General features: G+C 69.7%; 22 protein-coding genes, 1 tRNA gene and 1 pseudogene. 11 read left to right on the top strand and 13 right to left on the bottom strand.

Translation table 11 applies throughout. From position 1 onward, the window contains the following. Positions 1–551 precede the first annotated feature (551 nt). Both ABGB11_RS15925 and ABGB11_RS15920 read left to right on the top strand, forming a co-directional pair. Positions 552–1,103, top strand: coding sequence for an NADH-quinone oxidoreductase subunit C (locus ABGB11_RS15925; RefSeq protein WP_347633348.1), 552 nt, complete (start codon positions 552–554; stop codon positions 1,101–1,103). Beyond that, positions 1,096–2,049 carry a complex I subunit 1 family protein gene (locus ABGB11_RS15920; protein ID WP_347633346.1) on the top strand — a complete coding sequence of 318 codons (954 nt, stop codon included), beginning with the start codon at positions 1,096–1,098 and terminating at the stop codon, positions 2,047–2,049. The genes ABGB11_RS15925 and ABGB11_RS15920 overlap by 8 nt, the downstream gene beginning before the upstream one ends. Positions 2,050–2,078: 29 nt before the next feature. Here the strand turns inward: ABGB11_RS15920 and ABGB11_RS15915 are convergent, their stop codons facing one another. Next, the gene (locus tag ABGB11_RS15915; protein ID WP_347633344.1) at positions 2,079–2,750 is read right to left on the bottom strand and encodes a helix-hairpin-helix domain-containing protein; all 672 of its coding nucleotides are present in this window, start codon (positions 2,748–2,750) and stop codon (positions 2,079–2,081) included. 288 nt (positions 2,751–3,038) lie between these two features. On the opposite strand from ABGB11_RS15915, the gene ABGB11_RS15910 reads away from it, so the two are divergent. The 7 genes and pseudogenes from ABGB11_RS15910 to htpX all read left to right on the top strand — a co-directional run bounded on the left by ABGB11_RS15910 (position 3,039) and on the right by htpX (position 10,377). Continuing rightward, positions 3,039–3,578: an NADH-quinone oxidoreductase subunit I gene (locus ABGB11_RS15910; protein WP_347633342.1), complete on the top strand. Its 540-nt coding sequence runs from the start codon at positions 3,039–3,041 to the stop codon at positions 3,576–3,578. Further along, positions 3,575–4,204, top strand: coding sequence for an NADH-quinone oxidoreductase subunit J (locus ABGB11_RS15905; RefSeq protein ID WP_347633340.1), 630 nt, complete (start codon positions 3,575–3,577; stop codon positions 4,202–4,204). Before ABGB11_RS15910 ends, ABGB11_RS15905 begins: the two co-directional genes overlap by 4 nt. Continuing rightward, a pseudogene (gene nuoK, locus ABGB11_RS15900) lies at positions 4,204–4,488 on the top strand (NADH-quinone oxidoreductase subunit NuoK); the annotation flags it as partial. The gene ABGB11_RS15905 and the pseudogene nuoK, both read left to right, overlap by 1 nt. Before the next feature lie 113 nt (positions 4,489–4,601). Next, positions 4,602–6,464: an NADH-quinone oxidoreductase subunit L gene (locus ABGB11_RS15895; RefSeq protein ID WP_347633338.1), complete on the top strand. Its 1,863-nt coding sequence runs from the start codon at positions 4,602–4,604 to the stop codon at positions 6,462–6,464. Next, positions 6,461–7,969 (top strand): NADH-quinone oxidoreductase subunit M, encoded by a 1,509-nt coding sequence (locus ABGB11_RS15890; protein WP_347633336.1) that lies wholly within the window; start codon positions 6,461–6,463, stop codon positions 7,967–7,969. The genes ABGB11_RS15895 and ABGB11_RS15890 overlap by 4 nt, the downstream gene beginning before the upstream one ends. After that, a complete protein-coding gene (locus tag ABGB11_RS15885; protein WP_347633334.1) occupies positions 7,969–9,456 on the top strand; it encodes an NADH-quinone oxidoreductase subunit N in 1,488 nt (495 codons plus the stop codon). Before ABGB11_RS15890 ends, ABGB11_RS15885 begins: the two co-directional genes overlap by 1 nt. A gap of 66 nt (positions 9,457–9,522) precedes the next feature. Continuing rightward, positions 9,523–10,377 (top strand): zinc metalloprotease HtpX, encoded by an 855-nt coding sequence (gene htpX / locus ABGB11_RS15880; protein WP_347633681.1) that lies wholly within the window; start codon positions 9,523–9,525, stop codon positions 10,375–10,377. Positions 10,378–10,473: 96 nt separating this feature from the next. Here the strand turns inward: htpX and ABGB11_RS15875 are convergent, their stop codons facing one another. Next, a complete protein-coding gene (locus ABGB11_RS15875; protein WP_347633332.1) occupies positions 10,474–10,962 on the bottom strand; it encodes a YajQ family cyclic di-GMP-binding protein in 489 nt (162 codons plus the stop codon). Between the two features lie 137 nt (positions 10,963–11,099). Here ABGB11_RS15875 and ABGB11_RS15870 point away from each other — a divergent pair. Next, positions 11,100–11,181, top strand: a tRNA-Tyr gene (locus ABGB11_RS15870). A 211-nt stretch (positions 11,182–11,392) separates the two neighbouring features. On the opposite strand, the gene ABGB11_RS15865 is transcribed toward ABGB11_RS15870, so the two are convergent. The 9 genes from ABGB11_RS15865 to ABGB11_RS15825 all read right to left on the bottom strand — a co-directional run bounded on the left by ABGB11_RS15865 (position 11,393) and on the right by ABGB11_RS15825 (position 18,830). Next, positions 11,393–12,793, bottom strand: a complete 1,401-nt coding sequence (locus ABGB11_RS15865; RefSeq protein WP_347633330.1) for a site-specific integrase — start codon at positions 12,791–12,793, stop codon at positions 11,393–11,395. Continuing rightward, positions 12,790–12,984: a helix-turn-helix domain-containing protein gene (locus ABGB11_RS15860; protein WP_132200573.1), complete on the bottom strand. Its 195-nt coding sequence runs from the start codon at positions 12,982–12,984 to the stop codon at positions 12,790–12,792. The genes ABGB11_RS15865 and ABGB11_RS15860 overlap by 4 nt, the downstream gene beginning before the upstream one ends. Next, a complete protein-coding gene (locus ABGB11_RS15855; protein ID WP_347633328.1) occupies positions 12,981–14,696 on the bottom strand; it encodes a replication initiator in 1,716 nt (571 codons plus the stop codon). Before ABGB11_RS15855 ends, ABGB11_RS15860 begins: the two co-directional genes overlap by 4 nt. Beyond that, positions 14,693–16,057, bottom strand: coding sequence for an FtsK/SpoIIIE domain-containing protein (locus tag ABGB11_RS15850; protein ID WP_347633326.1), 1,365 nt, complete (start codon positions 16,055–16,057; stop codon positions 14,693–14,695). Before ABGB11_RS15850 ends, ABGB11_RS15855 begins: the two co-directional genes overlap by 4 nt. Positions 16,058–16,240: 183 nt before the next feature. Continuing rightward, on the bottom strand, positions 16,241–16,555 hold the full coding sequence (locus ABGB11_RS15845; protein ID WP_347633324.1) for a hypothetical protein: 315 nt from the start codon (positions 16,553–16,555) through the stop codon (positions 16,241–16,243). Further along, on the bottom strand, positions 16,555–16,830 hold the full coding sequence (locus ABGB11_RS15840; RefSeq protein WP_347633322.1) for a hypothetical protein: 276 nt from the start codon (positions 16,828–16,830) through the stop codon (positions 16,555–16,557). Before ABGB11_RS15840 ends, ABGB11_RS15845 begins: the two co-directional genes overlap by 1 nt. After that, positions 16,830–17,258: a plasmid replication, integration and excision activator gene (locus ABGB11_RS15835; protein WP_347633320.1), complete on the bottom strand. Its 429-nt coding sequence runs from the start codon at positions 17,256–17,258 to the stop codon at positions 16,830–16,832. The genes ABGB11_RS15840 and ABGB11_RS15835 overlap by 1 nt, the downstream gene beginning before the upstream one ends. Before the next feature lie 124 nt (positions 17,259–17,382). Continuing rightward, positions 17,383–18,069 (bottom strand): GntR family transcriptional regulator, encoded by a 687-nt coding sequence (locus tag ABGB11_RS15830; RefSeq protein WP_347633318.1) that lies wholly within the window; start codon positions 18,067–18,069, stop codon positions 17,383–17,385. Between the two features lie 254 nt (positions 18,070–18,323). After that, the gene (locus ABGB11_RS15825) at positions 18,324–18,830 is read right to left on the bottom strand and encodes an ATP-binding protein (RefSeq protein ID WP_347633316.1); all 507 of its coding nucleotides are present in this window, start codon (positions 18,828–18,830) and stop codon (positions 18,324–18,326) included. Positions 18,831–19,611: 781 nt separating this feature from the next. Between ABGB11_RS15825 and ABGB11_RS15820 the strand changes: the two genes are divergently transcribed. After that, positions 19,612–20,739 carry a helix-turn-helix transcriptional regulator gene (locus tag ABGB11_RS15820; RefSeq protein WP_347633314.1) on the top strand — a complete coding sequence of 376 codons (1,128 nt, stop codon included), beginning with the start codon at positions 19,612–19,614 and terminating at the stop codon, positions 20,737–20,739. On the opposite strand, the gene ABGB11_RS15815 is transcribed toward ABGB11_RS15820, so the two are convergent. Then, positions 20,732–20,950: a hypothetical protein gene (locus tag ABGB11_RS15815; RefSeq protein ID WP_347633312.1), complete on the bottom strand. Its 219-nt coding sequence runs from the start codon at positions 20,948–20,950 to the stop codon at positions 20,732–20,734. The genes ABGB11_RS15820 and ABGB11_RS15815 overlap by 8 nt on opposite strands. Before the next feature lie 303 nt (positions 20,951–21,253). Next, positions 21,254–21,529 (bottom strand): hypothetical protein, encoded by a 276-nt coding sequence (locus ABGB11_RS15810; protein ID WP_347633310.1) that lies wholly within the window; start codon positions 21,527–21,529, stop codon positions 21,254–21,256. Positions 21,530–21,999: the final 470 nt, after the last annotated feature.

Genomic DNA, 21,999 nt, shown 5'->3' with positions numbered 1-21,999 from the left:
CCGCTCAGCCCGCCGCCGGAGCCGCGCCCGCTGTCGGCGACCGTCCTGCGCCGCCCGCTGCAACCGCCCCCGCAGGAGGCGGACGAGACCTTCGACCACTGGGGCGTCCAGGACGAGGAGGCGGTCGAGCAGGTGAGCGAGGGGGCCGAGGACGAGACCATGCCGGTCCGGCACCTCGGCGACGCCGACCTGCCCGAGGTGTCCGAATCCGAAGCCCCGCCCGCGGCCGAACCCGCGAAGCCGGACGACGTGACGCGGCCCAACCGCATCGTCCCGGACGAGCAGGCCACGGCTCCGGTTCCGGCAGTCCCGGACGAGCAGGCCACGGCGCCGGTCCCGACCGTCGCGGACGAGGAGGTCACGCGTCCCGTCCCGCCGGTCGAGGACCCAGGCGACCAGGACGCAGGCGACCAGGACACAGGCGACCAGGGCGCAAGCGACGAGGGCGCGGACGACGAGCGCCGCCGGCACGACCCGTCGATCATCCCCGGCCTCACGGACGACGACGACCACGACGACCGCATCGGGCGTGACCGGTGAGCCAAGAACGGATGAGCGAGGCACTGACCGCCGCCTGGACGGCGCGCTTCGGCGACGAGATCTCCACCGAGGAGACGCACGGCGGCCTGGCCGTCGGCGTCCCGCCCGAGCACTGGACCGACGCGCTGGCGTTCGCCCGCGACGACCTCGCCTGCGGCTTCTTCGACTGGCTGACCGGCGTGGACGAGATGGACGAGGGCTTCGCGGTCGTCGTCCACGTGTACTCGCTGGAGCGCCGCCACCACCTGCTGATCCGGACGCGCGTCCCGAAGCGGGCCCCGGTCCTCGCGACCGCGACCGGCGTGTACCGGGGCGCGGCGTGGCACGAGCGGGAGACGGCGGAGATGTTCGGCATCCTGTTCGAAGGCCACCCGAACCTCGTCCCGCTGCTGCTGCCGGACGGTTTCCAGGGCCATCCGCTGCGCAAGGACTTCGTGCTCGCCGCCCGCGTCGCCAAGCCGTGGCCCGGCGCCAAGGAACCGGGCGAATCGGGGCACGGGGCGCCGAGCCGCCGCCGTGTCCGCCCGCCCGGCGTGCCGGAGGATTGGGGACCGAATGCTTGAGGTCGTGGTCAAGCTGGTCCTCGTGGCCGGCGCGTTCGCGCTGCTGCCGCTGCTGGTCGGGCAGGCCGAGCACAAGGTGATGGCGCACATGCAGGGCCGCCTCGGGCCCATGTACGCGGGCGGGTTCCACGGCTGGGCGCAGCTCGTCGCCGACGGGGTGAAGTTCGCGCAGAAGGAGGACGTGGTCCCGCGCGACGCCGACCGGTGGGTGTTCAAGCTGGCGCCGGGCGTCGCGATCGTCCCGTACCTGCTGGTCCTGCTCGTGATCCCGATCGGTCCGGGCGGGCAGGTCGCCCTCGACCTCGGTCCCGGGATCTTCTTCGCGCTCGCCGTGATGGGCGTCGGCGTGATCGGCGCGATCATGGCGGGCTGGGCGAGCGCGAACAAGTACTCGCTGCTCGGCGGGATGCGGGTCGCGGCGCAGCTGATGTCGTACGAGCTGCCGATGGTGTTCGCGGCGTCGTCGGTGGCGATGGCGGCGGGGACGCTGTCCCTGCAGGGCGTCGTCGAGGAGTGGCGCTGGTGGTGGCTGCCGTGGCAGGCGGTCGGCGGCGTGGTGTTCTTCGTCGCGGGCCTCGCCGAGCTGCGCCGCCCGCCGTTCGACATGCCGGTCGCCGACTCGGAGATCATTTTCGGGCCGTACACCGAGTACGGCGGGCTCCGGTTCGCGCTGTTCCTCCTGGCCGAGTACGCCGGGATCGTGGTCCTGTGCGGGCTTACGGCCGTCCTGTTCCTCGGCGGGTGGAAGGGCCCGTTCCTGAACACCGAGCTCGGCTGGCTGTGGACGCTGCTCAAGGGCGGCGTGCTCGCGTTCTGCGTGATCTGGCTCCGCGTCAGCTACCCGCGCATGCGCGAGGACCAGCTCCAGAAGCTCGCGTGGGCGTGGCTCGTCCCGCTGTCCCTCGCGCAGCTCGCGCTGACCGGCGTCCTCAAGGTCGCGCTCTGATCATCTGAGACGGGCGGCTGAGACGAAGATCACCTCAGGAAGATCGTGTAGTCGGCCATCTGCGGGAGGACGTCCGGCGGGATGTCGGCGTCCACGGCCATCTCCTCGGCCGACAGGAACCCGCCCGTCTCCTCGCGGCGGGCGACGATCCGGCCGGCGATCTCCGGCGTCATGCCGGGCAGGGCCTCGATGATGTCCCGCGGCGCGTGGTTGACGTCGACGAGGCCGCCGTCGTCGTAGGTGCGGGGCTGGTCCGGGCGTCCGATCCGCAGCTCGCGGGCGAGGGCCGGGTCCTCGGCGGCGAGCTCGCGGGCCTCGTCCCGCAGCGACCGGCGGTACTTCGCGACCTCGATGGCGTGCTGGTTGAGCCGGTTGCGGGGGACCTCGCGCGGGAAGATCTCCTTCCGGATGGCGACCGCGTGCCCGGTGCCCGCGATCCACAGCAGGATCGCGATGAACGAGGCCAGGGCGGTCAGCCACGGGTTGCCGGACTGCAGCAGCGTCAGGACGCCGGCCGTGCCCACGCCGTACCCGGCGGCGGTCGCGCCGAGCCCCCACGAGCCGCGCTTGATGGCGGCGTAGAGGAACGAGATCGGCGTCCCGTAGCCGAGGGTGGCGAACGGGACCGCGGCCCACAGGATGCCGCGGGCAGCCTCGGGAGCCGGCGCCGGGATGGGCGGCGGCAGCGGCTGGGGCGGCACGGGCGGCCCCGGGTAGGGCGGCCGCCAGCCCGGCTGCGTGTGCGGTGGCCGGTGCGGCGGGCGCGTGTGGTCGGCCGGTGGGCGCGGATGAGCGGTTGGGGGGCGCGCGCGATCCGACGCGGGGCGGGGGCGGTGGCCCGGGCCCGGCTCGGAAGGGCGGTCCGCGTGATGGTTCACATGCCCTCCCTGCCCGTGAGACCGCCGTTCACCACACGGCCTGCTGCTGGTTGGACGAACGCGGAGCCCATCGCGTTCCCCTCGTGACGATCGTGCGCAATCATGGGGCGCGTGGGACGGCTACCAGGAGGCGGGCTGGCCAAGGGGCTGGCGGTCACGTTGCGGACGATGACGCGGCGGTCCATAACGCGTCAATACCCCGAAGTGCAACCCGACCTGCCGCCGCGCAGCCGGGGCGTCATCGCGCTGTTCGAGGAGAACTGCACGGTGTGCATGCTGTGTGCGCGAGAGTGCCCCGACTGGTGCATCTACATCGACTCGCACAAGGAGACCCTCCCGGCCGAGGGCGGTGGACGTCCTCGGACGCGCAACGTCCTCGACCGGTTCGCGATCGACTTCGCGCTCTGCATGTACTGCGGGATCTGCATCGAGGTGTGCCCGTTCGACGCGCTGTTCTGGTCGCCCGAGTTCGAGTACGCCGAGTACGACATCGCGGAGCTGACGCACGAGAAGGAACGGCTCCGGGAGTGGATGTGGACCGTCCCGCCGCCGCAGGCGCACGACCCGGCCGCCGAGCCGCCGAAGGAAGTGGGCGCGGCGGAGAAGGCGGCGGCGCGGGGCGCGCGCCGGCCGCCGGGGGGTGGCGCGTGAGCGGCCAGGAGATCGTGTTCGCGCTGCTCGGCGTGGTCGCGGTCGGGTCCGCGATCCTGGTGGTGACGACGCGGCGGCTCGTCCACGCGGCGCTGTGGCTCGTGGTGTCGTTCGGCGCGCTCGCCGGCGGCTACCTCGTCCTGACCGCGGAGTTCGTCGCCTGGGTGCAGGTGCTCATCTACGTCGGCGCGATCGTCGTGCTGCTGCTGTTCGGGATCATGCTGACCCGGGCGCCGATCGGGGAGTCGGCCGACCTCGACTCCGGGAACCGGTGGGCCGCCGGGGCCGTCGCCGCCGCCACCGCCGCCGTGCTGGTCACCGTCATGGTGATCGGGTTCCGGGACGAGCGGATGCCGCTGCGCGAGGGCGGCGGGTCGGCGGAGGAGCTCGGCGCCGCGGTGTTCCGGACGTGGGTGCTGCCGTTCGAGGTGCTGTCGGTGCTGCTGCTGGCGTCGCTGGTCGGCGCGATCGTGCTGTCCCGCCCGGACATCCGCGCGCGCCCCGAGGCCAACGGCCAGGCGCGGTCCGGGCCCGGGAAACAAGCGCGGCCCGGGCTGAGGGGCCGGTCTCAAAGCAAGCGCCGGGCGCGTCCCGAGCCTCCGGCGGACGGGGAGGGCCCAGCCTGATGCACCTCGCCTACCCGACGATCGTGGCCGCGCTGCTGTTCTCCGTCGGCGTGTACGGCGTGCTGGCGCGCCGCAACGCGATCCTCGTCCTGATGTCGGTCGAGCTGATGTTGAACGCGGTGAACCTGAACCTCGTCACGTTCGACATCTGGTACCGCGACCGCCTGCACGGCGGGCAGGTCCTCACGCTGTTCACCATCGTCATCGCGGCGGCCGAGGTCGGGCTGGGGCTGGCGATCGTCCTGCTGGTGTACCGGAACCGGCGGATGATCGACGTCGACCGGCTGCGCGACCTCGCCGAGAAGGACGATGCGACCCCCGCCGAGCTCGAACCGTCCGAGGAGCCGGAGGCGCCGGACACATCGGATAGGCCGGAGCCGGTCGAGGGGGCCGCACCGTGATCTGGTCCGCCTCCCTCGTCGCCCTGCTGCCGTTTCTCGCCGCGTTCGGCGGGATGCTGTTCGGCCCGTCCCTGACCCGGGCGCTGCGCGGCCCCGGCGGCTCGCCGCTCCGGAACGGCCCGGCGCTGATCGCGTGCGCCCCGATCGCGGTGTCGCTCGTCCTGGCGGCGGTCGTCGCGGCCACCGTGTGGCGCGACCCCGGCGAGCGGACCGGCGCCCTCACGCTGGTCGAGACCGGGTCGGTGCCGATCCGGGTCGGGCTCCAGGTGGACGGCCTGTCCGCGGTCGTCGGGCTGATGGTGTGCTGCGTGGCGCTCGCCGTCCAGGTGTACTCGGTCGCGTACATGTCCGAGGACCGGCGGTACTCGTCCTACGCCGCGTTCGTCTCGCTGTTCACGTCAGCGATGCTGCTGGTCGTCTACGCCGGCGACCTCCTCGTCCTGTACGCCGGCTGGGAGGTCATGGGCATCTGCTCGTACTTCCTCATCGGCCACCACTGGGAGGACCGGGCGAACTCGCGGGCGGCGGTCAAGGCGTTCCTCGTCACCCGGCTCGGCGACGTCGGCTTCCTGATCGGCGTGATCGTCCTCGGCGTGGGCGCCGGGACGTTCCAGATCTCCGGGATCACCGCGCGGGCGGGCGACCTGCCCGGCTCGACGGTGACGGCCGCGGCGCTGCTGCTGCTCGCCGGGGTCGCGGGCAAGAGCGCCCAGTTCCCCCTGCACACCTGGCTGCCGGACGCGATGGCGGGCCCCACCCCGATCAGCGCCCTCATCCACGCGGCGACGATGGTCGCGGCCGGCGTCTACGTGGTCGCGCGGCTGTTCGAGGTGTTCCTCCTCTCGTCCGCCGCGCTCGCCGTGCTCGGCATCGCCGCGGTGGTCTCCATGGTCGGCTCGGCCTGCGCGGCCCTCGCACAGGACGATCTGAAGCGCGTCCTCGCCTACTCGACGATCAGCCAGCTCGCCGTGATGGCCGCGGGGCTCGCCGTGGGCGCGAAGTCGGCGGCGATCTTCCACCTGCTGACGCACGGCGCGTTCAAGGCCCTGCTCTTCCTCGCCGCCGGCTGCGTCATCGTGACCGCCGGGTCGAACATGCTCGCCCACTACGGCGGCTTGCGGCGCGGGATGCCCCTCACGTTCTGGTCGATGACCGTCGGGTTCGCCGCCCTCGCGGGCGTCCCGCCGTTCAGCGGCTGGTTCAGCAAGGACTCCGTCATCGAGGCCGCCCAGCACGCCGCCACGCACGGCGGCGACGTCGAGCTGCCCGGAGGCGTCGCCTGGCTGGTCTACCTGGGGCTGCTGCTCACGGTCGTCCTGACGGCGGCCTACGCCGCGCGGGCGTGGCTGATGACGTTCTTCGGCGAGCCGCGCGGCTCGTACGAGGTGCGCGACCCGTCGCGGATCATGTCGTGGACGGTGGCCGCGCTCGCCGTCCCGGCCGCGATCCTCGGCTTCTTCGGTCTCGGGGCGCCGGAGCTGCGTCCCCACCTCGGGGCTTCGCTGCTGAGCGTCCTCCTGCTCGCGATCGGGGCGGGCGGGGCGTACCTCATCTGGAACCGCGACCCCGCCCTGGATCCCGCGCGCGCTCTCGGGCCTGTCCGTCCCGCCTTCGCGCGGGCCTTCTTCGTGGACGAGGTGTATGCGATCGCTTTCGTCCGTCCGGTCGAGGCCCTGGCACGGCATGTCGTGCTCGCCGACCGGAGACGCGTGGACGCCGCCGTCGTCGGGACGGGACGGGGCGCGCGCCGCCTCGGCGACCTGGTCAGAACCGTCCAGAACGGCAACCCGCAGCGCTACCTCACCGGACTGCTCGCCGGTGTCGCCGTCATCGTCGTCGCGGTGGTGATCTTCCAATGATCTTCGTGCTGATGATGGCGCTCCCGCTGGCCGGGGCGCTCGCGATGCTCGTCCCGGCGAACCGGTTCCTGCGGACCGGCTTCGCCGTCCGCGCGTTCGGGACGGCCGTGTCCGGCGCGACGCTGCTCGTCGCGATCTCCGCGATGACGGCGTTCGACTTCGGCGCCACGTCCCGCATGCAGCTGGAGGTCGACCGCGCGTGGGCGCCCGCCGTCGGCCTGCGCTTCCACCTCGGCGTCGACGGGATCTCGCTGCCGCTGGTCGTGCTGACCGCCCTGCTGACGTTCCTCTGCTTCCTCTACACGCTGAAGCACCCGCCGGAAGGCGGCCGCATCCGGCTGCTGACCGCGCTCCTGTTCGTCCTGGAGATCGGGATGCTCGGCACGTTCGTCGCGCTCGACCTCGTGCTGTTCTTCGTGTTCTTCGAGACCGTCCTGATCCCCATGTACGCGGTCATCATGCTGTGGGGCGGTCCCGGACGCCGCGACGCCGCCCTCAAGTTCATCCTCTACACCCTCCTCGGCTCGGGCCTCCTGCTCGCCGGGATGCTCCTCGTCGGCGCCAAGGCCGGCACCCTCGACATGACCGCCCTGGCCGACCGGCACGGATCCGGCCTCTCCCACGGCCTCCAGGTCACGGCGTTCGCCCTGATGGGCATCGGGTTCGCCGTCAAGGCGCCGATGTGGCCGCTGCACACCTGGCTCCCGGACGCGCACACCGAGGCGCCCACCGTCGGGTCCGTCCTGCTGGCCGGCGTCCTGCTGAAGATGGGCACGTACGGGCTGGTGCGGATCGCGCTGCCGCTCGCCCCGGACGGCGCCGCGTTCTGGGCGCCCTGGCTCGGCCTGCTCGCCGTCATCGGGATCATCTACGGCGCGCTCGCCTGCCTCGCCCAGCGCGACCTCAAACGGATGATCGCCTACTCGTCCGTCGGGCACATGGGGTTCGTCCTGCTAGGCATCGCGACGCTCACCCCCGTCGGCATCAACGCGGCCCTGTTCGGCAACATCGCGCACGGCCTCATCACCGGCCTGCTGTTCTTCCTCGCCGGGTCGGTCAAGGAACGCTGGGGCACCGCCGACATGAACGCGATCGGCGGCGGCATGCTCGGCACGTCCCCGCGCCTCGCCTCGATCCTCACCTTCGCGTCCGTCGCCTCGCTCGGCCTGCCGGGGCTCGCCGGATTCTGGGGCGAGGTGCTGGCCCTCGTCGGCGCCTACCGCCCGCACGCCGACCTGCCCCGGGAGACGTTCGTCACGTTCATGGCCGTCGCCGCGCTCGGCGCCGTCCTCACCGCCGCCTACTTCCTGCGGATGCTCGCCCGGCTCACCCACGGGCCGTCCGACGGCGTCGCCGAGCCCCGCGGCCCCGTCGCGGCCGTCTCCCTCCAGGAGTACGCCGCCTGGGTGCCGCTGATCGCGCTGACGCTGCTGGTCGGCCTCTGGCCGAAGACCCTGCTGGACGTGACCACCGGCCCCGTCCGCGCCCTGTTCGGAGGCGGCTGATGATCCAGAACATCGACTACGCCGCGATCGCGCCGCCGCTGATCCTCGCCGTCGCCGCCATCGGGCTGCTGCTCGCGGACGCGTTCGACGCGCCGCGCCGCGTCCTGTCCCTGCTGTCCGGCGGGTCCCTCGGTGCCGCGCTGATCGCCGTGATCGCGCTGGCGTCCGGCGACCGCCGCGCCACGTTCTGCCTCCCGGACGGCCTGCGCGACGGCGGCCCCCGCTCCTGCTCCTACGTCGCGGACGACTTCACCCTGCTGTTCCAGGGCATCGTCCTCGGCGCCGCCGTGATCGTCGTCCTGCTGTCCCTCCAGGAGATCACCGACTCCAGGATGCCGGTCGGCGAGTACCACTTCCTGCTCCTCGCCGCCGTCATCGGAGCGCTCGCCCTGGTCGCCGCCCGCGACCTCGTCCTGCTCGTCGTCGCGCTGGAGACGCTGTCGCTGCCGGTGTTCGCCCTCGCCGCGCTCCGCCGCTACGACGGGACGGCGTCCGAGGCCGCGCTGAAACTCTTCCTCGTCTCCGTGGTCTCCACCGCGATCATGCTGTTCGGGGTCAGCCTCCTCTACGGCGCGACCGGCGCCATGCACCTCGACCGGATCGCCCCGGCCCTGTCCCGGCTGCCGTCCGACCTCGACCCGATCGCCGCCGTCGGATCGGTGCTCGTCCTCGCCGGGTTCGCGTTCAAGGTCGCCGCCGTCCCGTTCCACTTCTGGGCGCCGGACGTCTACCAGGGCTCCCCGCTGCCCGTCGCCGCGTTCCTGTCCGTCGTGTCGAAGGCCGCCGGATTCGCCGGGCTCGCGATCGTCCTCGCCCTCGGCCTCCCCGCCTACGGGCACGTGTGGGGCCCCGCCGTCGCGGTCCTCGCCGCCCTCACCATGACCGTCGGGAACCTCGCCGCCCTCCGCCAGCGCACCGCGATCAGGCTGCTGGCCTGGTCATCGGTCGCCCAGTCCGGCTACATGCTCGCGCCGCTCGCGGTCGGCTCGAACCGCCTCCCCGAGGCCGTCGCCGCCACCACCGCCTACGTCGCCCTCTACGCCGTCATGAACATCGGCGCGTTCGCCGTCGTGATCGGCTTCCGCCGCCGCGGCCGCGTCACCGAGCGCTGGGACACCCTGGACGACTACCGCGGCCTTGCCCGCCGCAGCCCCGCCGTCGCCACCGCCCTCGCCTTCTTCCTGATCTGCCTCGCCGGCCTGCCCCCGGGCGTCATGGGCCTGTTCGCCAAGGTCGTCGTCTTCCGCGCCACCGTCGCCGGCGGGGTCACCTGGCTCGCCGTCATCATGGCGATCAACACGGTCATCGGGCTGTACTACTACCTCCTCTGGGCCGTCCGGCTGTTCACGCCGTCCGCCACCGACGAGCACTACGACGCGGCCCCCGGCCTCGGCGTCCGCGCCGCGATCACCGCGGCCGCCGCCGGCGCCGTCGTGCTCTCGGTGGCGCCGCAGATCGTCCTGCAGACGGTCACCCAGGCCACTTAGGCGGGAACGTCCACCCAGGTCAAACCGTTGATGTTCATGCCGGAGTCGACGGGGAGGCAGACGGAAGTGCAGTTCAACGGCGTCAAGACGGCAGCACTGATCGCCGCGCTGTCGGCATTGATGCTCGCCGCCGGATGGGTGTTCGGCGGCGGCGCGGGCCTGACGATCGCGCTGCTGATCGCGCTCGGCACCAACGGCGTCGCCTACTTCTTCAGCGACCGGATCGCGCTGCGCTCCATGCGCGCCCACCCGGTCGGCGAGGTCGAGGCACCGACCCTGTACCGGCTCGTCCGGGAACTGTCCACCTCGGCCCGCCAGCCCATGCCGCGCCTGTACGTCTCGGAGACCCGCCAGCCCAACGCGTTCGCCACCGGGCGCAACCCGCGCAACGCCGCCGTCTGCTGCACCCGCGGCATCCTGCAGATGCTGGACGAGCGCGAACTGCGCGCCGTCCTCGGGCACGAGCTGTCCCACGTCTACAACCGGGACATCCTGATCTCCTCGGTCGCCGCCGCCATCGCCACGGTGATCACCTACCTCTCCCACCTGGCGATCTTCCTGCCCCTCGGCCGCTCCGAGGACGACGACGGCCCGGGCCTCCTCGGCGCCCTCATGATGCTCGTCCTCGGCCCGGTCGCCGCCGCCGTCGTCCAGATGGCGATCAGCCGCACCCGCGAGTACTCCGCCGACGCCGCCGGCGCCCGCCTCACCGGCGACCCCCTGGCCCTCGCGTCCGCGCTCCGCAAGATCGACGCGGGCACCCGCGCCATGCCGCTGCCGCAGGACCCCGAACTCGCCACCACCAGCGCCCTGATGATCGCCAACCCGTTCTCCGGCGCCGGCATCGGCAAGCTCTTCTCCACCCACCCCCCGACCGCCGACCGCATCGCCCGCCTGGAGCGCATGGGCGGCCGCCGCTGAGAATTGCCCCGAACCAGCCGGGACCCGCCCGCGTCATAACACACGAGAGCGCGCCGGCCACTTCTGCGGGGGATGGGGCCGGCGCGCTCCCTGTTGCTACCGGTAGTTCACGAACTGGAGGGCCACGTCGAGGTCCTTGCCCTTCAGCAGCGTGATGACCTGCTGAAGATCATCCTTCTTCTTCGAGCTGACCCGCAGCTCGTCCCCCTGGATCTGGACCTTGATCCCCTTCGGCCCCTCCTCCCGGATGATCTTCCCGATCTTCTTCGCGTCCTCCTGGGCGATGCCCTCCTTGAGGCCCACGCTCAGCTTGTGCACCTTCCCGGACAGCTTCGGCTCACCCGCGTCGATCGCCTTCAACGAGATCCCCCGCTTGACGAGCTTGTCCTTCAGCACGTCCAGCACGGCGTTCGCCCGCTCCTCGGTGTTCGCCTGGATCTCGATCGACTCCCCGGACCACTTGATCCCCGCGTCCACGTTCCGGAAGTCGAACCGGTTGGCCACCTCCTTGGCGGCCTGGTTCAGCGCGTTGTCGACCTCCTGCCGGTCGAGCTTCGACACGATGTCAAAAGAGCTGTCGGCCATCGCACACACATCCCCTCAACAGCACCTTCACGATCCAGAGAGCGTATCGACTCCCGACGATCAGTCCCACGCCCCGCGCGCCCGGCCTCGATGTCACACCCACGCCCATGGTCCGCTAAGCTTTCCTGCGACACCACGGCGGGTTGCCCGAGTGGCCAATGGGAGCGGACTGTAAATCCGTCGGCTTAGCCTACCCAGGTTCGAATCCTGGACCCGCCACACCAGCGCACACAGCCTCTGACCAGTGCAAACGGTCAGAGGCTGTTCGCATTCCAAGATCCCCCGCATGCAGCCAGATGCCACCGAACGCACCCGGTTGTCACTGGTCCCGGAATATACGCGGAATGAGCCCGAGCGTGTTCGCGCAGGTCGCGCCGGGAACGGCGAAGGGGCTCCAGTGCAAACCGGAGCCCCTACAGGGTAGATCGGATCAGTCATCGAGAGCATCGTCGATTCGCTGGTTCGCTCGGTCGTGTTGGCCCAGGATGCACTTCGCGTAGACCTGCAACAGGACCTTGACGCTATGGCCCGCACGTTCGGCGACCTCAGTTGCCGGAACACCGGAGTTGAGCCACAGCGACACCCCCGCGTGCCGCAGGTCATACGGCCGCCGCGCCAGGGGAGAGGCGACCTGTTCAGGCGTGAAGGCCAGAGCCCGAGTCGCCGCCCAGACATCGCCGTAGGCCGTCGACCCGACGATGCCGCCCCGCTCGGTCTGGAAGATCCTCCCGTCCGCAGCCGTCCCGAACTCGGCGATATGCCCCCGGAGGATCTCCACCAGGACCGGCGGGATCGGGACCGTACGAACCTCGGCCAGCGGACGGAGCTTGAGCCCACGCTGCTCGTGAGTCGACCCGCTGTCTGTCCAGCGCGCCCCTGTCTCGGGCAGCGACCGAGTCAGGACGAGCTGTCCCCAGCCAATTGCCGGAAGATGGCAGTCACCCTTGAGCAGCGCCACCGCCTCAGCCGGACGAAGCGCCGCGTAGTACATGCAGGCGTACAGCGCCCGCAGTCGCCGGCCCCTTCCCCGCTTGCCGATGTAGGTGACCGCAGTTAGACATTCCCGCATCTGGCGAGGCCCGATCACGACGCGCCAGTCGACCTCTTCGGCGAGCTTGGGCGGAGTCCACTTGACCCTGTCGATCGGGTTCCGGTCGAACTCCTCCAGTTCGACGGCGTACTCGAAGGCGTTGTAGAGGACCGCCCGCTTACGCGCCACCGTCGAGGCCGCCGCCGGTTTGCCGTCCAGTCGTCGCGAGAGAGCGTTGAGCGCGGCCCGGACGTTGGCAGGCTTGGCGACCTCCGGCATGTCCAGCGACGCCTTCTCCAGCCACGAGAGCGCCTCAGCGATCTCGGCGGGTCGAGGCTTCTCCCGATCTTGCGGAGCCAGGTAGTACGCCCGCAACGCCCGCCGAAGAACTTCCACGTCGGGCGACTCCGGCGCGTCCTCCCGCACCAGCGCAGGCGAAACCGTCGCGATCGTCTCCGTAAGCCCGTCACGGCTGTTGGGAGCCGCGCCTTGCCACTTCATGTCGACGTAGGCCCGGCTGAACTCCAGCCACGTACGTGCAGGCTTCTCTGCCGCATCGCTCGGAAGCATCGAGAGCGGCAACCCCGAGTCGACGTCGAACTCTTCGCCGTTCTTCGCAGCCTGCCGCAGGTCGGACAGGAAGTTCTTCGCTTGCGTCGACCGCTGGAACGTCTGCGACTTCTCCCGCCCGGCGACCGTCCATCGCACCGTGTATGAGATGACCTTGCCTGGCTTGCTCGACCTCGGCCCGGCCTTGTTCGGACGGATCTCCCAGAACTTGACCTTGTACGACGTCCTCACGCCGCCTCCTGAAGGGTCCCGAGCCAGCGCATCAGCTCACTACGCCAGATGCGAAGTTCGTTGTTCGGGAGCCGGAGCGCTTCGGGCGCCTTCCCGATCTCGCGCCAGCGGTAGAAGGTCCGCTCAGACACGCCCCCCAGTTCTTCAAGGACTTGGGGGACTGTCAGGAGTTCATCGCGCCGAGTGCTCACGCTGCCTCCGCAGTTGCCGAAAGTTCTGGGGTGGGGTTCTGGGTTGCTTGGTCGAGCTGGGCGCGTCGGGTGACGCGTTCGTTGATCAGGTGCAGGAGCCGCGCTTCTCTGGACTTGACGTCCGGATCGGCAGGTCCCGCCCGTTCCCAGACGTGGACCGCGTTCGGGTCGGCCGGGTTGAGCACCGGGACACCGGCCTCAGCCAGCCGAGCCAGCACCCACGCCTTACGGTCCGCCTTGTGATCAGCCAACGTCTTGCCGGACCATTTGCGGGAGACCAGGACGCGGCGGCCGCCGTAGCCGAGATGCTCACGGCGGTGTGCCTTGCCCTTGCAGTAGCCCGGCGTCATCCCTTCCCGCGGATTCTTGGGCTGGATGCCGTAGCGCAGCCAGTTCGCGCAGGTGGGCGAGCAGGGTTCGTAGCGGAGGGTCTCGGCCATGCGGTCGACGTGTTCGCGCTGCGCGGCGGTTTCAGCGGTGTGGCATTCGGCGACGCCTTTGACCAGGTACTTGGTCAGGTAGCCGATCAGCTTGCGCGACTGCGCAGAGTCGGCCATGACGCCCTGGGCATCGATCTGCCGCCCGAACCTCACCACGTGAAGCGGTTCGGCGTCCTCGTCCAGACCCAGCTTGTCTAGCGCCTCATCCCAGGTCGGAAGCACCTCACCGGTAGTGGGATCGAGGTAGCCGCCGTTCTCGCCCGCGACGTCATCCCAGACCGGGAGGTGTTCGCCGTCGAAGACGACACGGTCGGTCGGAGGCCACCACACTTGGTGATAGGTGGCTGCCACCACCTGCCGCAGTTCAGCGCGGGAGATGGTTCCCCGTATAGCCATGTGCAGGTGGGGAGCCAGACGGCGTTGCGGTTCGACGGTGGCGAAGTACTGGACGTCGTAGCCGACGAACCGGCGCAGGTTCTGCACGAACCGGTCGACCAGCTTGGAGAAGTGCAACGCGTCGCGAGCGGCCCGTGTGTAGTCGTAGGTGTCCGGGTCGACCGGCGTTCCATCGCCCCGGACGCGCCCGTAGGAGTCCAACGTCAGGGTCAGAAAGATCGACGGCCGGAAGGTCTTCCCATCGCGGCCCCGGTACACCTTGCCGACCGTGCGGGAGTCGACCGGACGCCGAGGAAGGTCCGGCGCGTCCTGCCGCCGCCGAGTCGACCGAGCGCGCCGGCCCTTGCTCTCCTCACCAGTCTTGAGGGCACCCCGCACCCCGGACCGTTCGAGCTCAATGTCCAGGTCACGCACCACGGCATCCCAGAACCCGACGTCTTCACCGTTCGCCGTCCCCTCCAGGCCAGCACGCTCACGAGCCGCCGTCGCTTGTGCCCGCAACTCCATCCACGCGCGTTGCTCAGCGTCGGGATCGGCCCGAGTGATGACCGGTTCGGAGGTCAGGTGCCAGCCCTGGGAGCACTGCACGGCCCGAAGCTTGCGCTTGCGTTCGGCGCACGACGGGCACACCGAGGCCAGAGTGTGACCGCACGGGACATAGACCACTTCGGCCGCACCCGTGTTCAGGTCGACACGCCGCATAGGCACTGGCCGGATACAGACGCCTTGTTCGACGGCGACCGCTTCCAGGACACCGCGCGCCAGCGGGGGCAGCGTCTTGACCACCGCATCGGAGGAGGAGCCGTCGAGGGGCGAGGGGTCGACGTCGGGAGCGTCGAGGGTGGGTTGGGTGACGGTGGGAGCAGCTTTGGTCACGCGGCCCCCTCGACGTCGAGGTCAGGCAGGCCGAGCGCGACCATCGCGCGGATATCAGCGTCGCAGACGTAGGCCGCCCGCACCCGCACCGGATCGGGTGAGGTTTCCAGCCGGACGAACCCGACGCCCGCGCCGATCTCGGGGACGGAGGAGATCTGGTCAGCCAGTGCGCCGCGGTCGCGGGCACCCTCCCCAAGCACCATGTCGACCTGGTCGTCTTCGTCCAGCCGCAGCGCGATGCGGTCGGGGAACAGGTTGCGCAGGTTGTTGACCTCTTTGCGGGCGTCCTGCTGCGCGCCGATCACGCAATACCCCACCGACCGGCCCTGACTGGTCAGCACGGCCAGCGCCGACTCGGCCCGCTTGCGGAGATCTCGGTCAGGGCAGTAGGCGGTCAGGAACGCCAGCTCATCCACCACGATCACCCGGAACGGGTGTTCATGCGAGGGCGTGAACGACCGGGTGACACCGGCGAAGAGTTCGGCGCGTGCGTTCATGTCTTCTGCTGCCGCCTCCAGCAGTTCGACCATGCCGCCCTTGGGATCGGAGGAGTAGCGCCCGTACCGTTCGAACAGACCGCGCCCGTAGGACAGTTCCATGCGTTTGGGGTCGATGGCCCACACCTCCACCAGCCCGCCGAGGATGAGCGGCAGGAGTGCGCGGATGGTGGACCAGATGACCGAGCCCTTGCCGGCCCCCGTCGCCCCCGCGATCAGGACGTGGGTGCCGAGGAGCCGCAGCCGCCAGGGTGAGCCGTCCTCGGTCCGTCCGATCTCCAGGCCGGACAGGTCGATCTCGGACGGGTCGGGGACGGGGAGGGCGGGGATGGGGACGGCGAGGGCATCTTTGCGGACGAACTCCAGCCAGATCCGGCCTGGACGGTCCCCGTCGCGGACGCGGACCAGGGTTGCGCCGAAGCCGTGCGCGAGGTTGACCGCGACCCGTTCCCACGCGTCCGGAGCCTGCCCCTTGAGCATCTTCACCAGCACCCGATCCGACATCGGTCCGGACCGGACACGGACGAGGGAGGGCAGGTACTCCCGCCCCTTGTGGACCTTGGTCAGTCCAGCCGTCACGAGGACCGGTTGCCAGTGCCGCCGGTACACCGCGACCAGCCGCCACCGGGCGCGAGCGGGACGAGCCGCGTACCGGACGAACGACGGACGGTCCACCACCGCCCACACGACCAGGCCGACCGCGACGAGGACCAGGACCAGGACGGGGACCGTCCACCCGAACCGGACGCCGAGCCAGCCCAGGACGGACAGGACGGAGACGGGGACGATGTTGCGGACCAGGAACACCACCGTCCGGACCAGCGCACGGACGGCATTGACGAGCAGCACGAGCCCTTCAGGCATGTGCCAAACGGGGGGCGCCCACTTGGGGGCGGCGAACGGGTCACGCTGCGCTTCGACAGCGACGTTTTCACCGGGGCCGAGCTTGCGGAACTCCCATGCCATGATGGGTACACCTCTTCTTTGTGCTGTTCAGGGAGAGAAGCGGGGCGGCCGGAGGTACTAGCTCCAGCCGCCCCACCTACATCAGGCCGCCGGGCTCTCGGCGGACTCGGTCACCGCACCGTTCGCAGCGTGGAGGCGCTCCACCTCGGCCGCGTAGACGGCGAACGACTCGGCCAGCTTGCGCGCGACCGTGACGTCTTCGGCGGTCGGCGCCTCCGGGTTCGTCGGGGTGATGAACACGTCAGCACCGGCGTGCGAGATGACCATCTGCACACGGTCACGGCCCGGCGCGCACCACACCCGCACAGTCGGGTCGGGCAGCAGACTCACGCTCACCGCCGTCTTCCCGTCCGGGTCGACAGACACCGTGGTGTAGCTGTAGCTACGGGACCCCATCACGCCACCGCCTTCCCCGACGACCGGCCCGACGAGGGACGACGGCCGGAGCGGTACAGCCGCTCGACCTCCACCGCGTACGCCGCAGCCTGCTCGGCCAGCCCCCGCGCGAACTCCACATCCCCGGCGCTCACCCGCTCGGGAAGGGTGAGGGTGACCAGCACCCGCCCCGCCTTGACCGTGAACAGGGGCGTCCGAGCCCGGAAGGGCTTGAACTCCACCGAGGCCGATGCGTCGATCGGCAGCGACAGCGCCGACATGCGCCCGCCCGCCATCACGCCGCATCCTTGGCCGCGTTGTCCTTGCTCGCCGTCCGGCCCGAGCCGTTGCCCTTGAAGTTGGCCGGACGCACCGTCGCCGCCTTGAGGCTGTAGGCCAGACGGCCCGTGCCGCTGTTGACGTACGGCGTCACGCTCAGGCCGTCGAACTCGACCGGCACGAACGGGAACCCCGCGGGGGCCTCCGGGACGATCGGCTGGACCGGGGCCATCAGCTTGACCTTGAACGTGCCCTTGGACTCCGGGTCAGCGTCGAGAACCTCCACGGCCCAGACCAGTTCGCCGGTCTCCTTGTCCCGCGCCTGCACGAAGTTCTCACGGGTCGACCGGTCGAAGTCCCGCACCGGCTCCACCCCGCCCTTGACGAACGCCCCGAACGGAAACACATCCCCGAACGCGACCTTGAACGGACCCTGCACCGCCATCCTGATTGCTCCTGTCGATCGATCTTCCTGACGACAACTCGGTCTGTCGAGTTGCCATACCGACAGACTATGCGACGGGAAGGGATCTACAAGGGCTGCAAGACGACTTATCGAGTGATCTGGATCACAGTCCGTAGGACTCTTCGAGCACGTGCAGCGATCCCGGGAGCGCGACCTCCACGACCAGGACCGTCCGCCCCGTGGAGTCGACCACCGAACCCAGCACCGACAGCACGGGCTCTCCCTCTGCCAGGTCGAGGGATTCCCGCTCTTGGTCGGTGGGTCGCCGAGCGCGAAGGCGCTCATCAACGCGGGCCAATCGGTCCTTGGTTCGCGCGGTCAAGAGCTGGCGGACGGGGACCGTCAACGGCCCCTCTTGGTCCAAACCCGAGGCCCGTGCGACATCGAGCGGAGTCCACAGCGAGACAAGCTCACTGGCGATGGAGTCGTACAGCCCCACATATCGCCGCAGGTGGACAGGCGCCGACTCGGCCAGGCCAAGCAGCATCGCCACCGCATTCGGAGCAGCGGCGCGACCGACCTCCGCCACTCTGACCGACGAGGCGGTTTCCTGGCGATCCAGGACGGCCAGACCGGGCCGACTGCTGCGCGCCCCAGGCGAGGACGCGGCCTTGACGAAGGTGCCCCGCCCGTGTTCGCGATGCAGCTCGCCCAAGAGCTGCATCTCGTTCAAGGCGCGAACCACCGTGGGACGTGACGCCCCGAACTCCCGCCCAAGCGCCGACTCAGAGGGAATCGGCGCGTTGACGGGATAGGTCCCGTCCTTGATCCGAGCGCGAAGCGTCTCCATGATCTGGACGTACTTCGGAGCGTACGAAGCGTGATCTGACACGAGGTCCTGCCAACAGCTCGACAACACGAGTACATCAAGGAAACCAGACGACACCGGCACTGTCACGACATCACTGGTTCCGAGCTGGCAGTTCTTCGCGGAGAAGTGGCTTTTATGCCGGGAACGAGTTGGGCCGCCCGCCCTGCGGGCGTTGGGGAAACCCCACCGGACCGGGGGGAGCGGTGGGACACGCCCAGCAGGGCGGGGGCTGCCTATCGGATAGCGGCCGGGCCGGTGGGCCTGCACACGTGCGGCAGACCTCCCACGACCGGACGGCCCACCGCCCGCGCGGCGGAAAGCATGAACGCGTAATCGACGGCGATGCGCGCCCAGACGATCTTGCCCTCGCCCAGGGTGCACCATCCCCAACCGCCGGAGGCGAACGCCTGAACGATGATCAGACCGCGCCCGCACTCGGCGCCGTCGACCGGCCTTTGCGGCTCAGGGTGTCCGGGGTGCCCGTCCCACACGCACAGCTCTATGCCAGCGTCGATCCGGCTCACCCAAGCGCGGATCAGGTCACCCTTGCAGAGCGTTGCGGCGTTCCCTGCCAGCTCACTCATGATCTGACAGGCGTCGATGGCGTAGGCCGCCAGGCCCCATCCGTCCAGGGCCTCACGCACGAGAGCGCGGGTCAGATACACGCCGTCGGGGCACGCTTTCGTCAGCGTCTGCATACGCTGGTTCGTCGCCGTGTCCATCAAGGACGCTGCGGTCATCGGAGGTCGCCCTCCTTGCCGGCGACTGGGCCCGACAGCATGCGAGTCAGCACCGCCGGAGCCGACTCGACTTCATCGACCGGCACGACGTTCTCACCGGAGTCGGCCCGAACAAACCACCACGCCCCGCCGACCCGCTCACACCCCACGTGCACCGACCGCGCCCGGTCGGCCCCGCTCACCACGAACAACGTCGGAGGCATGCCCGACCGGCTCGCCAATCCACATGACAACGGCTCACCGTTCCGCACGATCACCGCGTCCAACGCCGCCAGGTGCAACCGACGCGCACCTACCGCGTGGTTGAGCCGAGCATCGGGCCGACCGGCCTTGCCAGGGCCCAACTCCATCGGCTCAGTGACCACACTGGCCTCTCCCGTGTCACCCGCCATCACAACGTCTCCCCTCTCTGTGTTCGGATACCGCAGGACGAACCAGCGCGTTCGCGCACCCGCGCCCTGGCATCTGTGGACGCGAGTCCGGCGACACGGGGTCTCTGCCGTCAGCCTGATTCACGGCCCGCACCCGAACCGAGTCGACTGACGGCCGCCCGCACCATGCCGCCGGACTCGCCGCTTTCACGCCACCTCGGCGCGGCTTTCCCCGCCGCACTCAGTGCAGCGCTCCCGCTTCCGTTCCGGTCCACGTCCGGAGCCACACCGCGTGACGAGCAGGTCAACCCGGGACGACACCCAGGACCAACCACGCCCCATGCACGCAACGCACTCGTTCCGGTCGCTCGCCTTCACCCGGTACCTCCGAACCGATACGGCGTTTTGGTGTGGACCATCGTGGGCGACCAACTGACCGGAACCGATATGCAGGGCATATACGACCGTCGTATCTTCGGGACGTGAGTGATCCGCGACCCTGGACCGACCCGCACCTACGCGCAGCATGGGCGAAGGGCGATTGGTCCGAGATCTTCCGTCGGTACAGGCATGTAGCCGGACTCACCCAGCGACAACTAGAACCGCTGGTCGGGATGGCTCAGCCATATATCTCTGACATTGAGCGCAAGAAGGTCACGGTGACGTCCGCCGAAGTCGTCGAGCGGATCACTCTCGGTCTAGGAGTGCCAGAAGAGTTGAGCGGTGTATCAGGCCATGAAGACAACCCATCCATCTGGCAGCCACCGGTAGAACTACGGGAACGCATCGCTCACGCTCACACCACAGGCCGCGCTGACCTCAGCCTTGCAACCTGGATCTCTGACGTCCTCGCGACGTATCGACGCGCCGAGGACACCGCCAGCGGTCGGGACCTCTGGCCGGTAGTCCGCAGCCAGCTCGACGCCGTCACTCGGCTACTCCCTGACTCCTCCGGAGAGACCGCAGACGGGTTGCTCAGCTTGGCCGCTGAACACGCGCATTGGCTGTCTTGGGTGGCCGCCCAGGAGAACCAGACCGGCCCGGCGTTGGCTTGGCTCGACCTCGCACAGGGATGGGCGATCGACGCCGGAGCCGACAACCTGAGTTCCTGGGTTAACCGTGTCCGGTCCTACTACGCGCTAGACCGAGGCGACCCCGTCAGGGCTCTGCGCATCGCTGGTCAAGCGCGCCTGAACGTGGCTGCACTCTCGCCCGCAGCAGTCGCCGCAGCAGCGCAACAAGAAGGACTAGCGGCGGCAGCACTGGGCGAACGGGATCGGGCCCGACGACTCGCCGACGAGGCTTACGAGCTGGCATTGCAAGTCCCGGACGCCGAGGACCGGCCGGGGTGGCTGTACTGGCTTGACCCAGTGCGAGCTCAGATCCAGCGTGCCGACATGGCATACGCAGTCCGCGACTACAGCGACGCAGCCGCAGGGTACGCCCAGAGCCTCGACCAGCTACGCGACTATCCCCGCGATCACGCGTACTACGCCGCCCGCTACCAGGACGCGCGCAGCCGCACCAGCTCTAACTAGAGACCTCTTCGGCGTCCGTGAGCACCGCGCCTTCACCGGCATGATCACGGACAGCAGAACGCATCATCTCTAGGATCGTCTGCTCGTCCGGACCTTCACGCAGCAGGTTCGCGGTATCCAACTCGACTTCGTACGTGTGCCCGCGGGCAGGCTCCAGACCGAACATGCCGCTTCCATCGTTAACCACGTACGTCAGCCGCCACTTCTCCATACCGCTCCCTAGTGTCTCTAGCCGCACATCGGAGCCTACCGAGCGCCTCAGACGTCGTTGCCAGTCCTACCGCACAGCCAGCGATCATTGCCGAATTGGACTGTTTGAGATCAAGGGGCGGCGGCGCTCGCGCCGCTTGCGCGGCCCAGCGCCGCGCCGCCGGAGCGTGCGGCGTGGGCGCCGGTCTCCGGCGCCGCGCGCCCGGCCGCGCATCGGTGCCCGCTGAGCTTGGCCGCTGACCACCCGTCCGCTCGGGGTCGCGCCGCCGCCTAGCAGCGATCAGATGCCCGCATCACCTGTAGTTCAGGGGAGTTTTCGCCAGTCTCGGCCAGCGACCACCTGCCTCACCCTCCGAGGCGCGATGACCGTGACGACCAGCGCCACCAAGGTGGCTATGCCAGCAACGAAGAATACACGCCACCGGAGCTCCGAACCGGGGAAGTCGTCGCCAGTTCCCGCGACGGACGCGATCGTGACTGTGGCGAACAGAAATACGCTGGCGACCCGGGCCCAGAGACGGAAGGTGAGCGCCGGCAGGGCCCCAAGAAACACAGCACAAAAGCCCAGAAGCAAGGTCATAGCACCACGCTGCCACACGGCGGCCCCCGCCCGCCGGTGGTCGCCGGTTCAAGACGCAGCCACATCACCTGTGACCAGCCGAGATCAGGACTAGGTTGAGGCGCCTTCGGTTGCGCGAGTTCGAACAAGGGGGCTTCGCAGCCCCCTTGACCCCCGCGACCCGGAGGGCACTCCCGCGCGAATCTGTCTGTCACGGGTGGCGCGCCGTTCGCGCGGGAGCACCCTCCGGACAGGTCTGTCCGTCCGTTGCGGTCTGCGTTAGGCAAGTGAGACAAGGAGCGAAGACAGCAGCGACAGCAACCGTGACAGCAACACCAGCGAAACAACAGCGAACGTGATCAACCCTCAGAGGGAGTTTTGTGGCCGAGCGTTCCAGTATGACTAGTCACTGTGAGTGACAATCATATGGCGGTGGATTGTGACCATGGGTGTGGCTGAGCTGCACTGATGGCATGGGTGAGCGTAAGCCG

It is taken from the genome of Actinomadura sp. B10D3 (genome assembly GCF_039871695.1).
Classification (GTDB): Bacteria; Actinomycetota; Actinomycetes; order Streptosporangiales; family Streptosporangiaceae; genus Spirillospora; species Spirillospora madurae.
Note: the sequence above shows the minus strand (reverse complement) of the source record. Positions and strands in the feature narration are given on the sequence as shown.

Coding starts and splice junctions, on each gene's coding strand:
- ABGB11_RS15920 (WP_347633346.1), top strand. CDS start 1,096: ATGCTTGAGGTCGTGGTCAAGCTGGTCCTCGTGGCCGGCGCGTTCGCG.
- ABGB11_RS15925 (WP_347633348.1), top strand. CDS start 552: ATGAGCGAGGCACTGACCGCCGCCTGGACGGCGCGCTTCGGCGACGAG.
- ABGB11_RS15825 (WP_347633316.1), bottom strand. CDS start 18,830: ATGACCGCAGCGTCCTTGATGGACACGGCGACGAACCAGCGTATGCAG.
- ABGB11_RS15890 (WP_347633336.1), top strand. CDS start 6,461: ATGATCTTCGTGCTGATGATGGCGCTCCCGCTGGCCGGGGCGCTCGCG.
- ABGB11_RS15835 (WP_347633320.1), bottom strand. CDS start 17,258: ATGGCGGTGCAGGGTCCGTTCAAGGTCGCGTTCGGGGATGTGTTTCCG.
- ABGB11_RS15885 (WP_347633334.1), top strand. CDS start 7,969: ATGATCCAGAACATCGACTACGCCGCGATCGCGCCGCCGCTGATCCTC.
- ABGB11_RS15815 (WP_347633312.1), bottom strand. CDS start 20,950: ATGGAGAAGTGGCGGCTGACGTACGTGGTTAACGATGGAAGCGGCATG.
- ABGB11_RS15830 (WP_347633318.1), bottom strand. CDS start 18,069: ATGGAGACGCTTCGCGCTCGGATCAAGGACGGGACCTATCCCGTCAAC.
- ABGB11_RS15875 (WP_347633332.1), bottom strand. CDS start 10,962: ATGGCCGACAGCTCTTTTGACATCGTGTCGAAGCTCGACCGGCAGGAG.
- ABGB11_RS15840 (WP_347633322.1), bottom strand. CDS start 16,830: ATGGCGGGCGGGCGCATGTCGGCGCTGTCGCTGCCGATCGACGCATCG.
- ABGB11_RS15845 (WP_347633324.1), bottom strand. CDS start 16,555: ATGGGGTCCCGTAGCTACAGCTACACCACGGTGTCTGTCGACCCGGAC.
- ABGB11_RS15850 (WP_347633326.1), bottom strand. CDS start 16,057: ATGCCTGAAGGGCTCGTGCTGCTCGTCAATGCCGTCCGTGCGCTGGTC.
- ABGB11_RS15810 (WP_347633310.1), bottom strand. CDS start 21,529: ATGACCTTGCTTCTGGGCTTTTGTGCTGTGTTTCTTGGGGCCCTGCCG.